The sequence below is a fragment of the Lysinibacillus sphaericus genome (assembly GCF_002982115.1).
Lineage (GTDB): Bacteria > Bacillota > Bacilli > Bacillales_A > Planococcaceae > Lysinibacillus > Lysinibacillus sphaericus.
On record NZ_CP019980.1, the window covers coordinates 1396691 to 1413850 of the forward strand.

General features: G+C 36.1%; 14 protein-coding genes. 12 read left to right on the top strand and 2 right to left on the bottom strand.

Going from position 1 to position 17160, the window contains the following annotated elements:
* Positions 1-118 precede the first annotated feature (118 nt).
* Genes LS41612_RS07005 through LS41612_RS07015 form a run of 3 tightly spaced genes read left to right on the top strand, consistent with a single transcriptional unit; the run spans position 119 to position 2854 of the window.
* Positions 119-1408: a DNA methyltransferase gene (locus tag LS41612_RS07005; protein WP_024363233.1), complete on the top strand. Its 1290-nt coding sequence runs from the start codon at positions 119-121 to the stop codon at positions 1406-1408.
* Complete coding sequence (locus LS41612_RS07010; protein ID WP_024363232.1) at positions 1405-2229, top strand: hypothetical protein; 825 nt, start codon at positions 1405-1407, stop codon at positions 2227-2229. The genes LS41612_RS07005 and LS41612_RS07010 overlap by 4 nt, the downstream gene beginning before the upstream one ends.
* Positions 2230-2287: 58 nt before the next feature.
* Positions 2288-2854: a DUF4256 domain-containing protein gene (locus LS41612_RS07015; RefSeq protein ID WP_024363231.1), complete on the top strand. Its 567-nt coding sequence runs from the start codon at positions 2288-2290 to the stop codon at positions 2852-2854.
* A 333-nt stretch (positions 2855-3187) separates the two neighbouring features.
* Here LS41612_RS07015 and LS41612_RS07020 read toward each other — a convergent pair whose 3' ends face one another.
* Both LS41612_RS07020 and LS41612_RS07025 read right to left on the bottom strand, forming a co-directional pair.
* The gene (locus LS41612_RS07020) at positions 3188-3358 is read right to left on the bottom strand and encodes a YjcZ family sporulation protein (protein ID WP_080653337.1); all 171 of its coding nucleotides are present in this window, start codon (positions 3356-3358) and stop codon (positions 3188-3190) included.
* Positions 3359-3515: 157 nt separating this feature from the next.
* Positions 3516-5252, bottom strand: coding sequence for an ABC transporter ATP-binding protein (locus LS41612_RS07025; protein ID WP_024363230.1), 1737 nt, complete (start codon positions 5250-5252; stop codon positions 3516-3518).
* 168 nt (positions 5253-5420) lie between these two features.
* Between LS41612_RS07025 and LS41612_RS07030 the strand changes: the two genes are divergently transcribed.
* The 9 genes from LS41612_RS07030 to LS41612_RS07070 all read left to right on the top strand — a co-directional run bounded on the left by LS41612_RS07030 (position 5421) and on the right by LS41612_RS07070 (position 17115).
* Positions 5421-6851, top strand: a complete 1431-nt coding sequence (locus tag LS41612_RS07030; RefSeq protein ID WP_024363229.1) for an ABC transporter permease — start codon at positions 5421-5423, stop codon at positions 6849-6851.
* Between the two features lie 16 nt (positions 6852-6867).
* Positions 6868-8364 carry an ABC transporter permease gene (locus LS41612_RS07035; RefSeq protein ID WP_024363228.1) on the top strand — a complete coding sequence of 499 codons (1497 nt, stop codon included), beginning with the start codon at positions 6868-6870 and terminating at the stop codon, positions 8362-8364.
* Between the two features lie 25 nt (positions 8365-8389).
* On the top strand, positions 8390-10201 hold the full coding sequence (locus LS41612_RS07040; RefSeq protein ID WP_024363227.1) for an ABC transporter substrate-binding protein: 1812 nt from the start codon (positions 8390-8392) through the stop codon (positions 10199-10201).
* A gap of 153 nt (positions 10202-10354) precedes the next feature.
* Complete coding sequence (locus tag LS41612_RS07045; RefSeq protein ID WP_024363226.1) at positions 10355-10693, top strand: hypothetical protein; 339 nt, start codon at positions 10355-10357, stop codon at positions 10691-10693.
* Positions 10694-10907: 214 nt separating this feature from the next.
* On the top strand, positions 10908-11108 hold the full coding sequence (locus LS41612_RS07050; protein WP_080653336.1) for a hypothetical protein: 201 nt from the start codon (positions 10908-10910) through the stop codon (positions 11106-11108).
* A 208-nt stretch (positions 11109-11316) separates the two neighbouring features.
* Complete coding sequence (locus LS41612_RS07055) at positions 11317-12495, top strand: beta-ketoacyl synthase N-terminal-like domain-containing protein (RefSeq protein WP_024363225.1); 1179 nt, start codon at positions 11317-11319, stop codon at positions 12493-12495.
* A gap of 12 nt (positions 12496-12507) precedes the next feature.
* Positions 12508-14898, top strand: a complete 2391-nt coding sequence (locus tag LS41612_RS07060) for a sensor domain-containing protein (RefSeq protein WP_024363224.1) — start codon at positions 12508-12510, stop codon at positions 14896-14898.
* Between the two features lie 155 nt (positions 14899-15053).
* Positions 15054-16259, top strand: a complete 1206-nt coding sequence (locus LS41612_RS07065) for an SH3 domain-containing protein (RefSeq protein WP_024363223.1) — start codon at positions 15054-15056, stop codon at positions 16257-16259.
* 478 nt (positions 16260-16737) lie between these two features.
* Positions 16738-17115 (top strand): SET domain-containing protein, encoded by a 378-nt coding sequence (locus tag LS41612_RS07070; protein ID WP_024363222.1) that lies wholly within the window; start codon positions 16738-16740, stop codon positions 17113-17115.
* Positions 17116-17160: the final 45 nt, after the last annotated feature.

The following is a 17160-nucleotide window of genomic DNA, read 5'->3' on the forward strand; positions in this document are numbered from 1 at the left end:
GCATTTGCCTTCTATAAGAATTAGCAAATACATGAATTACATGTGATTTTCTTACTAATGGTTAGAGGTTAGTTAGTTGATTAATAATACATGGCGTTTGAATGGATGGTGTCAGTAAATGTTAGCAGAAAATATAAGGTCAGCTAAAAGAGGAAAAAATGAACGGAATGGTATTCACAATTGGCATCCCTATTATGCGAGTTACTCTGAATACTTTGTGGAGGATATGCTAGATTATTTAGGAGCTAATGAGAGCTCGATTGTACTCGATCCTTGGATGGGCAGTGGGACAACGGCTTTAGTGTGCCAAAAGAGAGGAATCAAATCTTTTGGTATAGATATCAACCCAGTGATGGTCATTTTTTCAAAAGCTAAAACTAGAAATTTAATTGAATTTAATTTGGATAGTATCGGAAATGCTATTAAGGAAACGGCTAGTCATGTCAAACTTGCAGAAGATGAATTTTTAAATAATGAAGACACATTAGAATTTGTAAGTGATAAACATCTAAATGTGTTAAATAAAATTCAACTAGCTATCGACGACGTTTGTAAGCATCACAGCGATATTTCAGATACACCATTATCAGATACAATACGAGCTTTTTACTTTGCCGTTCTATTTAGGTGTTTAAGGTACGTAGGGAAATTCAAGGTAGGTAAAAATCCAACATGGCTAGTAAATGAAATACGTAAAGCGAGAACCGACGAAGTAGATACATATCATTTATTTTATCATTATGTAAAGGCCATGATAAAAGACTTAGAAACATACTATACGAATATTTTAAATTATGGCTATTCCTATCCCTCTTTGTATGAAGGGGATAGTAAACAAATGATTTTTTCTGATTGTACCGCAGATAATATCATTACTTCTCCTCCGTATTTAACACGCATTGATTACGCTGTTTCTACAAAGCCAGAATTATTGTTTTTAGGTTATAAACAAGATACGGATTTTGATAGAGTGAGAAGAGCAACTATGGGAGCTCCTGTTATTGCTGATAAAAATATAGTCATAAACGAAAAGTGGGGTAGTTGTATTTGTTCTTTTTTAAAACAAGTGAAAGAACATCATGCAAAAGCCTCCCAAAGTTATTACCTACCTATATTTTTACAGTATTTTAGAGATGCATTTGAGTCGTTACGTGAAATCAAACGAGTACTAAAACCAAATGGACAAGCTTGTCTTGTGGTGCAATCTTCTTATTATAAAGATGTAGAAGCTAAACTGGGAGAAATGTATGTGGAGATGGCTCAATCCCTTAATTTAGAAGCACAAATTATTAAACGAGATGTTGTGAAACATCATTTAGCCAATGTTAATACGAAATCTTCGAAATATGTGAAAAATAAAATTTACTATGAGGATGCTGTTCTTATAAGAAAGAAGGGGAAAAATTGACGGAGTATAGTAGCCATAGAGAACAAGTAGCACAAGTTCATGGTGTGTCAGATAGACAAAATATCGTCGAAAATGCTTTATTACATGCATTCGAACCTTTTATTTTTATAAAAGAAGTACCATTTATTAATTTTGGTAATATGACTGCTGGTGAATTAGCGAATGCATTTAGCGCTTACCCTATCGTGGTCAAATCCATTTTAGCGACGGTAAATGTTGCAGGAAGGGCGATTAAGCGAGATTTAGATATATCTATTGATACATATAGTGATAAGTTACCGAAAGAAAAAGCGGCTATTTTAGCAGGTTATATTAAACCGATGTTACCCAATGAACTTGCAATTCCTGCAATATGTGAGCTGGATAGATGGTTTTATGTAGATAAAGAAATAAGAAAATTTAAAGGTAGTTGGGAAAAAGCGATTCTTACTATTTTAAAAAAGAATGCAAGAACGGATGATTTTAAAAAAGTTAAGTTTGAATGTGATGGGGAAAACTTTCAATTAGATGCAGTACATCCATCCAATGCGCCCTATAAGGTTGGTATCGATGTCAGGAGAATTGAGGCAAAACAAGATATCCATAAAAGAGCGGATGAAATCATCAATAAGGCGAGAAAATTTAAAAAAATTTGTCCGAATGCTAGCTTTTACGCAATAATTTATTACCCATTTACGAGTGAACATATTAATTTACAAACCAGATTAAAAGATGAACATATTAATGGTGTTTTTTTTGCTACCGAATCATTTTCAAGCATTGAGCAGCAGACAAAGTATATTTTAAGTTCAGAAGGTTTACTGAAGGACGAGATTTATTAGATAATGAATAAATAATAGGTTATGTAGCAAAGTTAGAAATAATAAGGAGGAAACAACTATGTCAAAGAAAAATAATGCGTTATCACTCCAACAATGTGAGGAATTACTTCAAACTTTGCAAGAGCGATTTGAGAAAAATATGAATCGCCATCAAGGTCTTGATTGGACTTCAGTACAAGCAAAGCTCGAGACGAAAGCTGAAAAACTATGGTCACTCAATGAAATGGAAAGCACTGGCGGTGAGCCTGATGTCGTAGGGTATGACGAAAATACGGGAGAGTTTATTTTTTATGATTGTGCAACGGAGAGCCCGAAAGGTCGCAGAAGTGTTTGTTACGATCGTGAAGCATTGGAGTCAAGGAAGAAGCATCAACCAGAAAATACGGCGATAGATATGGCAACGGCTATGGGCATTGAACTTTTAACAGAAGAACAATACCGAGCATTGCAGGAACTAGGTACTTTCGATTTAAAAACGTCGAGCTGGGTACAAACACCTGCAAATATTAGAAAGCTGGGCGGGGCCATCTTCTGTGATCGTCGCTACGATACAGTCTTTATGTACCACAATGGAGCGGATTCCTACTATGCTGCAAGAGGCTTCCGTGGTGCGCTTAAAGTATAAATATAAATAACCTTCTAAAAGCTTTCTAGAGCGTTTATGCTGTTTGATAAAGCGCTAAAGCAAATCATTCATATAATAGCTTCTTCTAGCGTTTGAGGGCTAATCACCATAAGGAGAGTCCAAACGATGAAGAGATAGTTTTGCTCATAATGAAAACAGTCATCCATGCAAATTAGCAGGGTGACTGTTTCTTTCGTATGAAAGCGGGAGCTAGTGAGAAATGTAAAGATAGTATTTCAACCAGCTCGTCTATTTTGAAACACAATGAAAAGGGTCACTAGGCTGGGAATAACCCTTTTTTATAGAGAGGTGCAATGAATCTGTATGTTAGAATTAGCAGTCTTCTTTGCTATTTATGAAAGTAGCGCCAACAATAATTAAAAGAATAAATAATACAACGATTAGAGCGAATGTTGAACCATAGCCATTGTTATTACCGTATTCATAGTTACCGCAATAATTGTTGTTCCAATTGCCTCCTACATTTCCGCCGAAGTATCCCATGGAAAATCCCTCCTTTCTTCAATATATAGTATGTAAACTATAAAGAAGTGGAGGGGTGTTTATCCATTGGGGTAAGAAAAATAATGAAATCGCCATTAAAATCGCTGGAATCGCCAATAGCACAAATGAAATCGCCACAAAAACCATTTGTGCTTTGTTACATCGCAACCCAGTGATCTTTAGAAACTTCTACAAGTTGTGTATTGTCTAAGTTAAAACGGTTTACCATCAACTCTTCTTCGGTCATGACTTGGCGTTTCTTTTGTTTTTCAATGGCTGGATCTGGAATCGGAATTGACTGCAATAACATTTTGGTATAAGGATGTTGTGGGTTGGCATACAGCTCTTCGCTCTCTGCTAATTCTACAATTTTTCCTCCATACATAACAGCAACGCGATCGCTAATATGTTTGACCATCGACAAATCATGGGCGATAAATAAATAGGTTAAACCTAAACGTTGTTGTAAATCTTTCAGTAAGTCCACAACTTGCTTTTGAATGGAAACATCTAGAGCAGACAGTGGTTCATCACATACTATAAAATTTGGCTCGACAGCTAAAGCGCGCGCAATGCCAATACGTTGGCGTTGCCCGCCACTAAATTCATGAGGGTAGCGTAAAGCATGTTCCTTTTTTAAGCCTACTAGTTCGAGTAATTCTTCAACTCGGGCACGACGTTGTTCTGTTGATGTCGTTAATTTATGTACATCAAGCGCTTCCCCGATAATATCAAGCACCTTTTTACGAGGGTTTAGTGATGAATAGGGATCTTGGAAAATAATTTGCATATGACGTCGCATACTTTTTAACTCATTTTTAGATAAGCGTGTAACAGGCACCCCTTTATACAACACTTCACCATCTGTTGGTTCATGGAGCTGTAAAATCGTACGCCCTGTTGTTGATTTGCCTGAACCAGATTCACCAACGAGCCCCAATGTCTCACCAGGGAAAATACGGAATGATAAATCATCGACTGCCTTTAAAAGCTCACCTTTCTTTAAATCGAAATGTTTTGATAAATTGCGAACTTCAACAAGCGGTACAGTTAAATCTATATCTTGTGCTAGATGGGGTGGCTGTTTCGCTTCTTTTTTTTCATGAAGCTTTGGCAATGCGTTTAACAGACGCTTTGTATAGGGGTGCTGTGGGTTCGCAAATATTTCTTCCGTAGTGCCTTCCTCAACAATTTCTCCCTCTTTCATGACAATGACACGATCACACATACCTGCAACTACACCTAAATCATGCGTAATTAAGATAATAGATGTCCCTAGACGTTCTTGCATTTGCTTCATTATGCTTAAAATTTGTGCTTGGATTGTGACATCTAGTGCTGTTGTTGGTTCGTCAGCAATTAACAGGGCAGGGTTACAGGCAAGAGCCATGGTAATCATGACACGTTGACGCATACCACCACTAAATTCATGCGGGTACTGATGATAACGCTCCTCACTATTTTTTATACCAACAGATTTTAATAATTCAATCGTTTTTTCGTAGGCTTGCTTTTTAGTCATTTTTTGATGCTTCATTAAACCTTCAGCGATTTGTTCACCAACACGAATGGTTGGGTTAGTGGAAGTCATGGGGTCTTGGAAAATCATACTAATATCTTTTCCCCGAATCGCTTCCATTTGTTTTTCCGTTTGTGTCACTAGATTGTCCCCTTGGAAAAGAATTGTTCCAGACTTTAAAAAAGAAGGGGGGGAAGGGAGAAGGCGCATGATGGATCGAGCCGTTACGCTTTTACCGCTACCAGATTCGCCTACAATGCCGACTGTTTCTCCTTTATTGACATAAAAGTTTACCCCTTTTACTGCTTCAAATTCACTTTCACCAGTAATAAAAGAAACGCGTAAATCTTGTATTTCAAGAATTTTTTCACTCATCGAATGCTCATCCTTTTATAAATTTTAAATATTCTTATTGACGAAATGTAGTCGTTCATACATACTATACTATACAGGTAGGGATTGTACAATATAACCTGTGATGTAAATTATTTCGTTTGATTTTCATACCTTACTACTATAGTAAACGAAGAAAGGAGGAAATACATGATTAATTTTCAGAATATTATAAAGTTTGAGGGAAATTATTATTTCAAGCGGGTTTTTAGCGAGATAACGAGGAAACATAGTTATTCAATTGCACTATTTTTACTAGGATTCCCAGTTCATGTTGTTACATATTTTTTATATTTGTTAAAAAAGGATAAAAATTTATATGTGCCGTTGTTTGCACAAATGAAACAACAATTTATTTCAGAGGGAAAAGTACATGCTTGGGCAGCGGAATATAGGCTACAGGAACAAACAAAGGCTGCATTTTTTAATAAATCACTGAATGAACGTCAACTGGATTTGGTTGTTAATCAATTAACAGAACAAAAGCTACATAGAGAAGTTGAAAAAATATTAGCAAACGATGGTTTAGCAAAGCCTTCTTATAAAAGCTATTTTAGTGAACTGCTTGAAAATCCACTGTTTTTAGTTTTGTCATTTATTCCAGGCGTTTTTATGTATATTTTCCTTATCTTATGTAGTAACGCATTTAGTCGGTTTATCGTTGAACGTTTAGTTCAAAGTGCCTTTGTCATCGTTGGTGTTGCCACATTAGTATTTACGATTTTATATTTATCACCATTTGACCCTGCTCGCAATTTGCTAGGTATTGAGGCAACACCTGAACAAGTCGCAAATTTTAATAAAATTTATGGACTCGATCAACCTTATTTAGTGCAGCTTTGGCATTCTTTATCTGGACTGTTTACGTTTGATTTAGGTAATTCGTTTGAAGGCAAGGAAAATATTACGCAAAGTATTATGAATAAATTTCCTGTGACATTGGAAATTGCCCTATTGTCATTACTAATGGCGGTGGCGATTGCCATTCCTGTTGGGATCATCTCAGCGGTAAGGCCAAATTCTTTTGCAGATTATGCGTTTATGTTTATCGCACTTATTGGTTTATCCATACCGAGCTTCTGGCAAGGTTTGATTTTTATTTTAACGTTTTCATTAAAATTACAATGGTTCCCAGCTACGTATAATCCGAATAATTGTTTATCCATTGTTATGCCAGTTGTTGTATTAGGTACTTCTATTACAGCGTCGATTGCTCGCATGACAAGGTCAAGCATGCTTGAAGTGATTCATGAGGATTATATTATTACTGCCAAAGCGAAAGGATTGAGTGAGCGCAAGGTTATCACCAAGCATGCGATTCGCAATGCAATGATTCCTATTGTTACAGTAATCGGTCTGTTATTTGGTGGTATGCTTGGCGGTGCTTCTGTTACAGAGAAAGTCTTTAACATCAGTGGTATTGGTAGCTATATCGTTGATAAACAATTTATTCCGGATATACCGGCACTCCTTGGAGGGGTTGTCTATATTGCGATTACGATTTCGATTGTCAACATGGTGATCGACGTGCTATATGCATTCTTTGATCCACGTATTCGTTCAAAAATGAAGAAATCTTAGGAGGAGAGGGGATAGTGTGAAATTCATCTCGAATGTTAAGCTGCTAATGAAAATAACGCAAGAATATGTCAATGCACAGTTTACCATTGTCTTTTCTGCTATTTTTTCAGTGCTGTTTTTACTAAATAGTTTTAATTTTGCTGACGGTGTATGGCGTCCCTATATCCTTGGGCTATTTTTCATTTACGTTGCTACGACTTTATATGTATGGGTCGCAACGTGGCAAATAAAAAAAGATTTAGCTAAACAACGAGAAATTCAAAAGCGAACAAGATTGCTTGGTTACCCATTAATGCTAACAGTACTAGTGGGTAATGTATTTGCAGCAGGTTTCGGATTTATGCTCGCAACAAAAAATAAAACGGCAGAATATACTTTTGCCATCTATGCCTTCATTACACAAATTTTTATTATCGGTATTTCGGCACTCAATTTATTTAAGCCGTATGTAGTCGATACATTTTTATTCGCAATGGGTGCGTTTTTAGCACTCGCTGTCTTTTATGCCGTGATGGCTATACTTGTAGCGCGTTACGTTACGGCTAGTAATGCGCCAAAATGGATGATACCCCTTGGTGTGGTGTTACTTTTACCTACACTAACTGGCAATTTATTTTCATTACTGCTTGGCTTGACGTTAATTAAAAAAGCACGTAATACGGATCCATCGGCAGTAGAAAAATGGCAAAAAATATGGAATAAAATCTTGCGCAATACGATGGCTGTATTCGGCATGTTCTTCATTATTTTTATGTTCTCGCTGTCGGTCGTGAGTTCATGGACATTTGATTACGATTTTGCCGTGCAAAATAATTATAGTGCCTTGCTACAGACGCCATCTTTAGACTATCCGCTCGGAACTGATAATTTTGGTCGGGATTTATTTTCTAGAATCGTATTTGGTGCTCAAATTTCATTAATTGTTGGTTTCTTTTCTACAATTATACCAGCTGTAATAGGAGGAGCACTCGGTGCGTTTTCAGGCTATTACGGAAAAAATACAGATAACATTATCATGCGTTTGCTAGATATTTTATATGCTATCCCAGGCATTTTACTAGCTATTGCAATTATTGCAGCATTTGGCGCAAATACAGTGAACTTAATTATTGCATTGAGTGTAGGGGCTATTCCAACCTATGCACGAACGATGCGCGCCAATGTCATGCAAATTGCCAATTTTGAATTTGTTGAATCAGCAAAGGCGCTAGGCGTATCAGATGCCGCCATTATTTTTAAACATATCGTACCGAACGCTCTTGCTCCGATGATAGTAAAAGCGACTTTAACAATTGGCGGAGCGGTCATATCGACTAGTAGTTTAAGCTTCCTTGGCCTCGGTATAGAGCCGCATATACCAGAATGGGGCAATATTTTAAAAGTAGGTAGTACGTATTTAGAAACCAATGCTTATGTGGCTATTTTCCCAGGGTTATGCATTATGTTACTCGTCTTATCGTTTAATTTTTTCGGCGATGGATTACGTGATGCCCTTGATCCTAAAACAAATTAACTTATTATATTGGAGGAAAAGACAGATGAACAAAAAATTATTTACATTGGCTACATCAGCAACTGTTGCTGCGGTTGCGTTAGCTGGTTGTGTAGAAACAAAATCAAATGTAGAAAATAAAGATGATCAATCAGAAACAGCTAGTACTAAACCAGTTCTTGAAGTGCTTGGGATGGCTTCACAAGAACAAGATATGAATATTGTACGAGACCAATTAGTGAAAAATGGTTTTGAAGTAAAGTTAAATATTCAACCAGACTTCGGTTCTTACTCGGCACAAAAAGATGCTGGCAACTATGATGTAGCGGTATCTAGCTGGACAACTGTAACCGGCAATCCTGACTATGCAGTAAGAGGGTTATTTAAAACAGGTGGAGATTACAGTGTGACTGCCGATGCCACTATCGATAAATTAATAGATGAAGCGAGTACGTTAACGGGAGATGCTGCAAAAGAGAAGTATAAAGAGCTAGAGCAAGCATTAGTGTTTGATAATGCGTATATTGCACCATTATATATTTCTCAAAAGTTCCAAGGGATTTATGCAAAAGAAGTAAACCCAGACACTGTCCGTTTACCAAAATCACGTGCACAAGCATGGGAAACAATTTCATTTAATGATACCGCTAAAAATGCAACAGATACATTAGTTTTACATCAAGGGATTGCTTCCTTAACTTCTCTTGACCCGGTAAAAGGAAATGACGGTTCCATTAATACATTAAATACTAATATGTATGTACGATTAGTGAATTTATCTGATACGGATGAGGTCGTTTCTAATGGTTCACTATCTTATCAACACGCTATTTCCGAAAATAACAAAGAATACTATTTCGTCTTACGTGATGATATCAATTTTGCTAAGGTGGAAAATGGCAAAGCGGTAGATACTGGCGACTTAGTATCGGCTGAAGACGTTGTATTCTCTTTACAGCGCGCAAAAGATCAAAATTCAGTACCAGATCACCGCACATACTCTATTCATGAGAATATTGACTCTGTAGAAATTGTTTCAGATATAACTGCACTTGAAGCGGTGAAAACGTCTGACGGTCAATCAGTTTTAGATGAATTATCGGCTAAACTTCCTGCAGCGATTGCACAAGTTGTAACGGACGAAGCGAGTGTAGATAATGCAGCAGGTAAATATCAAGTTGTGAAAATTACAACACCGAATCCTTTCCCACAAGTGCTAAACTATTTAGCTCACCAATCGGGCGGAATTGTGTCTGAAGCGGCAGTTAAAGCAGTCAATACATTTGACGTAGAAAGTTATGACCCAAATGTAAATGTGGCATACGGTGACCAAGCTACTGTAACAGAAGGGGCAACATATGCCAATCATTTAGCGGCATCTGGACCTTACATTTTAGTTCAAAAAAATGATTATGAAGCAACGTTTGTCAAAAACCCAGCTTACCAAGTAGGGACTGAAAACGAGCCGAAAATTAATCATATTAACGTTCGATTCATTGAAGATAATGACTCAGCACTTTCTGCTCTTCGTAATGGTGAAATTGACGTATTACAATCTGTGCCTGAAACGAAAATTGATGTTGTAAAAGGTGATGCAAACTTAGCGTTAAAAACAGCGGATAGTAATGCTGTATCATATTTATTAATCAATCCAAAAGGCCGTGAAGTTTCGAAATCTGCAGACTTGCGTAAAGCCATCCTTTACTCGATCAACCAAGATGAATTTATTAGTTTCTATCAAGGTAATAAAAAACCAGCCGTTTCAACAGTTTCCCCACTTGTTGACACAGGCCTAAAATTAACAGCAGATAGCACAAAGGTAAAAGAATTTCTAAGTGCTTATAAAGCTAGTAAATAAAGTATCTGCCACTTTAGGTAAAGCACTTCAAAGCCATTTTTTATGGTTGAAGTGCTTTTTTTAGTACAAAGCTACATTATTTGTTTAAAATTGGAACTTTTCAGAGTTTTAATCGTATATGAAGAAAAAAGATAAAGAAGGGGAGTTAGGCATTTGCGAAAGAAAGATGTACTCATTATGCTAGTCACTTTGATTGTAGAAGGAATCATTACTTACTTGATTGCATCGTTTTTCTCTGTTCGATTTATCGAAATTATGTTTTTTGTTGGTTTTGCCATTGCAGGTGGAATTTTTTACTTTTTGAGTAGTGGTGGACCAATGGCTAGATACAATGAAGTTCAAGTTACTGCTCAAACAGGAATCATTCACAAAAACGAGCAATTTACTACCAAGAAAGGTCCGATATTTTTGGCTTCGGTATTATTTTGTTTAATTGGACTGGTGTTTTTTCTCCTATTAATTGCAGAGATTATTCCACCTAGTACAAAGTAATATAGAAAAGTTATGCAGCTCTTATTCCGACTTTACAAAATACTTTACTTACATTAAAAAGCCCTTCTACCATTCTCCAACGGTTAGAAGGGCTTTTGCTGTTGACATAATAAACCAAAATAGTGGACATTCTAGTGTTCGTTGTAAATCAACGAAACGAATAATTCACATAGTAATTGGAAAGTACTTTAAGAAAAAGTCGGAGTTGATTGTTGTGATATTTAATCAAGATAAAGAAATTTACTGCTATAGCTGTCGTAAAAAGACGGTCTTTACATGTAAAGATCGACACAATAAAAGCGGAGTAGAAAGTCATTGCAGTGAATGTAGCGGCATTTGGTTTGAATGGCAAAATCGAGCCGTTGAGCGAGAAATGGAAAAGTGGGTTGAATATAACCACAAAATCGTCAATTAATACTATTATTTCCATAAAAAATGGTATTCTTGCTTGTAAAATATTAGATGAAAAGAAAAACCTTGCTTAAAATATTACGAGTTTTTGCTTAAATATGATACAAATTATTCATTTCAATCACCTATTTAGAACTTAAGACTTGCCAATATGGCTATGTCTGATTTAGTTGTATATAATAAAATAAAGTTAACGCGTGAAGGTGATTGTATTGGACGACATAGTCATAACAGGGTATGGCATTAAAGCTCCTGGAATTCTAGATAAACATAGTTTTTTAAATGTATTAACAAAAGGTATTTGTACACAGAGTAATTTAAACAATGCTCATCTGCCTCAAGCAAACATCGTTGCGGGCGTGATTGACCAAAACTTTCAGGAGATTAATGGCGTAAATTATCGCCGACATCCACGTTCTGTAAGAATGGCAATTGCCGCGACATTGGATGCAATGGAAATGGCAAATTTAAAAGATGTTCAACCGCATCGAATCGCTGTCATTATGGGTACATCCGCTGGAGCGATTTTGGAAATCGAAAAATATGCTGCGGATGGTTTTGATTTAAGAAAATTCCCGATTCATGGGGTTGCGCTTGTTGATACCCACACGCTTTCGAGCTCTGTTGCAGAAGCTATCGGATCGTGTGGTTCTGCATTTACCGTCACAACTGGTTGCAGTGCTAGTTTAGATGCCATTTTAATAGGGAAACAATTATTACAGTCTGGAAGTGTTGATGCTTGCATTGTAGGAGGAACAGAGGCTCCTTTAGGCCAATGGACTATTAATGGCTTTAAAAAATTGAGGTCTCTTTCAACGGAGTGCTCCATTGAAAAAGCGGGTGTTCCCTTTTCAACACTGCATCAAGGCTTTGTTTTATCCGAGGGAGCTGGCGTTATGGTTTTAGAACGTAGACAATCTGCAAATGCACGAGGGCAAAGCATTTATGGGAAGGTTGAGCGTGTTATTTCGAGAAATGAAGGGCAGAAACTATTAAATTCTGATAGTACTGGTAGACATATGTTAGACGTTTTTCAAGAAACGGTTGGGGATACACTACCGAGTTATATAAACAGTCAGGCACTAGGCATAGCATTGAATGATCAAATCGAACGCTTTATTTTGAAAGAAACATTTGGTTCAAATGTGCCCATTACTTCGATTAAAGGAATGATTGGTCACACGTTTGGTGCAATGGGAGCAATGCAAGTCATATCTTCTTTGTTGTCAATGGAATATGGGTTTATCCCGCCAACGATTAAAACATTAGGGCATGGATTTGAAGATACACCGATTGTTTATGAAACGAGGCATCAAGCGGTAGAGTCTGTATGTATCACTACTCATGGTAGTAGCGGGAATAATGCTTGTTTATTACTGACACATACTTAGGAGGCTCTTTATATGTTTTTTATTTTTTTACTTTTGTTATCTGGTATTCCCATTTGTGTTGGAATTACGATTTTAGTGTTATTCAAAAAAAATAAACTATCCAAAATTATTTTTCTATTTCTTCTTTTGGCGTCCTTTTGGCATATAGATGTTTCATTTTTATATGCTGTTCAATTGTTTAGCCAAGAGACCATTATGTTCTTTTTTAAACTATTTCGATTTGGGTCAATCATGTTAACACCAACCATCTTTTACGTTGGGTATACGATTGTTCAAGAAATGCTCCCATCGGAGTATCAAAAAAAGTGGGGGTCTATTGTTAATCGGACCACTGTATTCATCTCTTATGCGTTTGCGTTATTTGTTTACATAATAGGATGGAGCTCTAAAAGTATTCGTGGATTAGAACGTATTCAAATAGATACAAGTGTTTTTTACTTTCCTGTTGATGGAGAGCTATCCTGGATTTTTAATTTTAATGTATTTCTATTTATCATCACAATTATTATTTGTTTGTTGATTAGTTTAGATGTACAACATAAAAGTGAACGTTCTTTTTTATTTTATTTTACTATTTTCACATCCATCGGCTTTGCTATTGGTTACTTAAATATGTTTCCAACTTCTAGATTGTACCCAAGCTCGATTGCTATTTTAGTCTTTGCGATTTCTATCTTGATTCTTTCGAGTAGAATGCATCTTGAAATTGTTAATAATATGAATAAAAAGCTATACGAGCAAAAGCAGTTTTTGTTCAGGGTCATTGATTTAAATCCTAATTATATTTATGCGCAAGATGAAAGTGGTCGTTATACATTAATGAACAAATCGTATGCACAGTTAATGGGCATGAGCTTTCAAGATATGATTGGGAAAACGGACGGCGATTTACTAGCTGACTTCACTGATGGAGAAGAATGCAACAATCCAGATAATACGTTTAAATTGCCAGAAAAGTATTTTATAAAAGAAGAAGCTATTACATCCGCTTCGGGGGAAGTGGTATGGGTACAAACGGTTAAAGTTCCGATTAATATAAATGATAGTGCTACATTACTGGCAGTTTCAACTGATATTACGGAACGCAAGCGCTATGAAGATGAAATCAAGTTTCAAGCTAATCATGATGCATTAACAGGGTTACCAAATAGAAGGATGTTCAATGAAGATTTAATAGCGCTTTTAGAACAAGCAAAACTTGAAGGAAGTCAAAATGCCATATTGTTCTTTGATCTCGATCGTTTTAAATATATCAATGATTCACTTGGACATGATGTGGGTGATCTCTTATTGATTGAAGTATCAAGGCGTATTGAAATATTGCTAAAAGAAAAACATAGCAAGGCAATGATCTATCGACTCGGTGGAGATGAATTTACCATTTTACTGCCTGATTATGATGCTACTGAAAGTGAGAGATTTGCTAAAGATTTGTTATGTCAATTTAATACAGCGTTTTGGATTGATGGAAGTGAGTATTTCATTACACCGAGTATTGGTATTAGCACGTTCCCTAATGATGGGTATGATGCGAATACATTGATTAAGCATGCAGATACAGCCATGTACTACGTAAAAGAACGAGGGAAAAATAACTATCAATTATTTACATCAGAAATGCAACAACACTTCTATCGAAAGATGATGATTGAAAAGCAATTACGAACAGCATTAGATAATGAGGAGTTTGAGCTTTATTACCAGCCTATTATTGATGTGAAAACGAATGAAATTATTGCTATGGAATCACTCATTAGATGGAATAATGAGGTGCTGGGGCAAGTTACCCCGGATGAATTTATTTCCGTTATGGAAGAAACAGGGATGATTATTCCGATAGGTAAATGGATATTGACTACAGCCATAGCACAAACTGCCCGTTGGCACAATGAAACAAATAAGCCTTTAAAAATAAGTATTAATGTATCGGTGAAGCAGCTGCTTGAATCAACATTTGTAGAAAATGTTAAGCAAGCAATAGAGAATGCGTCATTCGATGCATCCTATGTTGTGTTGGAGATTACGGAGAGTATTGCGATGTACGCTGAGTCAATGATTGAAAAATTATATGCATTGAAAAAACTAGGAATCAGTTTATCAATGGATGATTTCGGTACAGGCTATTCTTCGCTTAGTTATTTAAATAAATATCCATTGGATTCCTTAAAAATTGATAAATCATTTGTTATTGGGATGAACCAAGATGATGAAAACAAAGCGCTTGTCAAAACCATTATCGCGATAGCTAAGCAGCTCGATTTGAAAGTAATAGCGGAAGGAGTAGAAGGGGCGGAAGAATACGAATTCTTAGCCGAAATTGGCTGTGACTATGCGCAAGGTTATTTGTTTAGCCGACCACTACCTGTCGCAGCATTAAAAGCGCAATGGCTTACCATTAACTGATGTACGCCCTATTCATTCACGGTTAAAATTTGTTAGCTAGGCTTTCTCTTTTGAGGAAGCCTTTGCTGTAACAATTACTAGTATTATATTGCGACTATACGCTTGAACAAAATAGTGGAGATAGACAAATAGATGAAAAGGAGCGAATGGTGTTTATGAAAAAATGGATAGTATTCTTTACGCTAATAATATGCTTAAGCTTTCAATCAAATATAAAAGCACAGGTTATTTGGGATGGTGCGGAAATTACAAAAGGGCAAACAGGTAAGTTGACCTTTTCAAAGGATGTGAAAATATATAAAAAAAATGCTGATGGCACGTTCACCTCACTCGTTGTCAAGAAAGGAGAATTTTATCGTGTATACGGCCATGAGTATTCGACTGTTGGCAAAGTATACAAGATGAGTGGCGGCTATCGTGTACAAGCAACCAATTTAGTGATTTACAAGGATGTTCCGTTAGCTATTCAACAACAAGTAGCAGGTGAAAAGTTTACGGTTGGAACACCTATATTTTCAAGCTCAGCAAAAGGCGTTTCTATTAAAGAAGCCCCGAGTAGTTCAGCAAAAACTATTATGCATACGCCATATGGAGCTGTTTTTAAAGTAGTCGAGCTAAGTGGAGATTATGTAAAAGTAGAATACAATCCAAGAACGGATTCAACAATTGATTATGTATGGGGATATGTACCGCAAGACTATGTTTCCAATTTACCTGAAGGAACTATTCAATATGTAAAAGAAAATGTTGATGTATCCGTTCGTCCTGGCTGGCAAAGTCAATCATTAAAGACGGGCACATCTGTTGCAGTCTATTTCACAACAGCAGATGGTCGTGCCTACGTGTCTTCAAATAAAATATATGGATACCTCCCTGCAAGTGCTTTATCCAAAACGCCAATCATGGACAAAGAGCTACTAAGTTTAGCTGAACCGTCGAACATTTTATTTGATGCAACGAAAAAGATTTCCTTATCACAAACAGCCCCAGATTACTATTTAGCCGAGTTTTCACCGACTGCTAGTAATCGCTGGCAAGGCTATATGCAACTAGTAAATGATGATGAAATTACTGGAGGCAAACAACTAGCAGGAGTTCTTAGCTATGCACTTGTAAATAATAAGCTAACTTATCATTTAGCAAGTGAAGTGCACGACCATAAAATAACGATTCAGTTCCCGCTAAAAGTAAATGATACAATTTATATCAATGGAAACGAGCAAAAAGTGACCAAAATATATGAGCATTTATCTTTAAATATAACAGGTAGTTATGAAACATTTAACAATGTAGTAATCGCAGGCGATTATATTATTGCTAAAGGATTAGTGAAGGGTCGTTACGATTATTGGGTTCAATAATTCCCTTTGTCTAAGCTAGAACTTGTTAAAGAGCTGATAGCTATGCTTTGGGAACAGAACAGTAAGGAGCGATTAATAAAATGATATATCGATTTTTATTGATAATGGCGACATTCATCTTTATACTCAATTTATTTGTTCTTCCTACATTTTTTGCCATTGAGTCAGATAATACAGGTACTTTTATTGGCTTAATAATCATAGTGGTTATACTTCATCATCTATTAAAAAACAATGCTAAAAATTGATTTGACAAACTATATTTCGTGTAGCGCATTTGAATGGTGATGTGCTGCACGATTTTTTTGCAATGAAAATAGCTACCAGAAGCATTAGATTACCTAATTTTTTGTCTTTTAAAAGACCGTAAATGGATTTAAATTGAAAAAAATTGCCCAAAAGATTAAAAAAATGAGCTCATGGACTAAATTAATGGTACAGTTGTAAGTATATTTTAATAGTGAGTAGGAGAACGAATATGATAGAAATTAAAACATCTCCATTAAGTGATGGAGAATTCAATAGAGGGGTATTTGCTACGTGCGATATCCAAAAAGGAGAGCTGTTGCATGAAGCACCAGTCATTTCTTATCCAAATGAACAGCATCAATACATCGAGCAAACATTGCTTGCTGATTATGCTTTTGAATATGGTATAGGTCAATCTGCAATTCTTCTTGGTTATGGGATGTTGTTTAACCATTCTTATGAACCAAATGCAACTTATGAGATTAATTTTAGAAACCAGACATTTGATTTCTTTGCTTTCAAAGACATTAAGGCTGGGGAAGAAATATGTATTAATTATAATGGTGATGTAGATAATCAAGACCAATTATGGTTTAATGAGAAATAATAAAAAGTGAACAGAAGCTGGGACAAAAGAGAAAAGGTGTTAGAT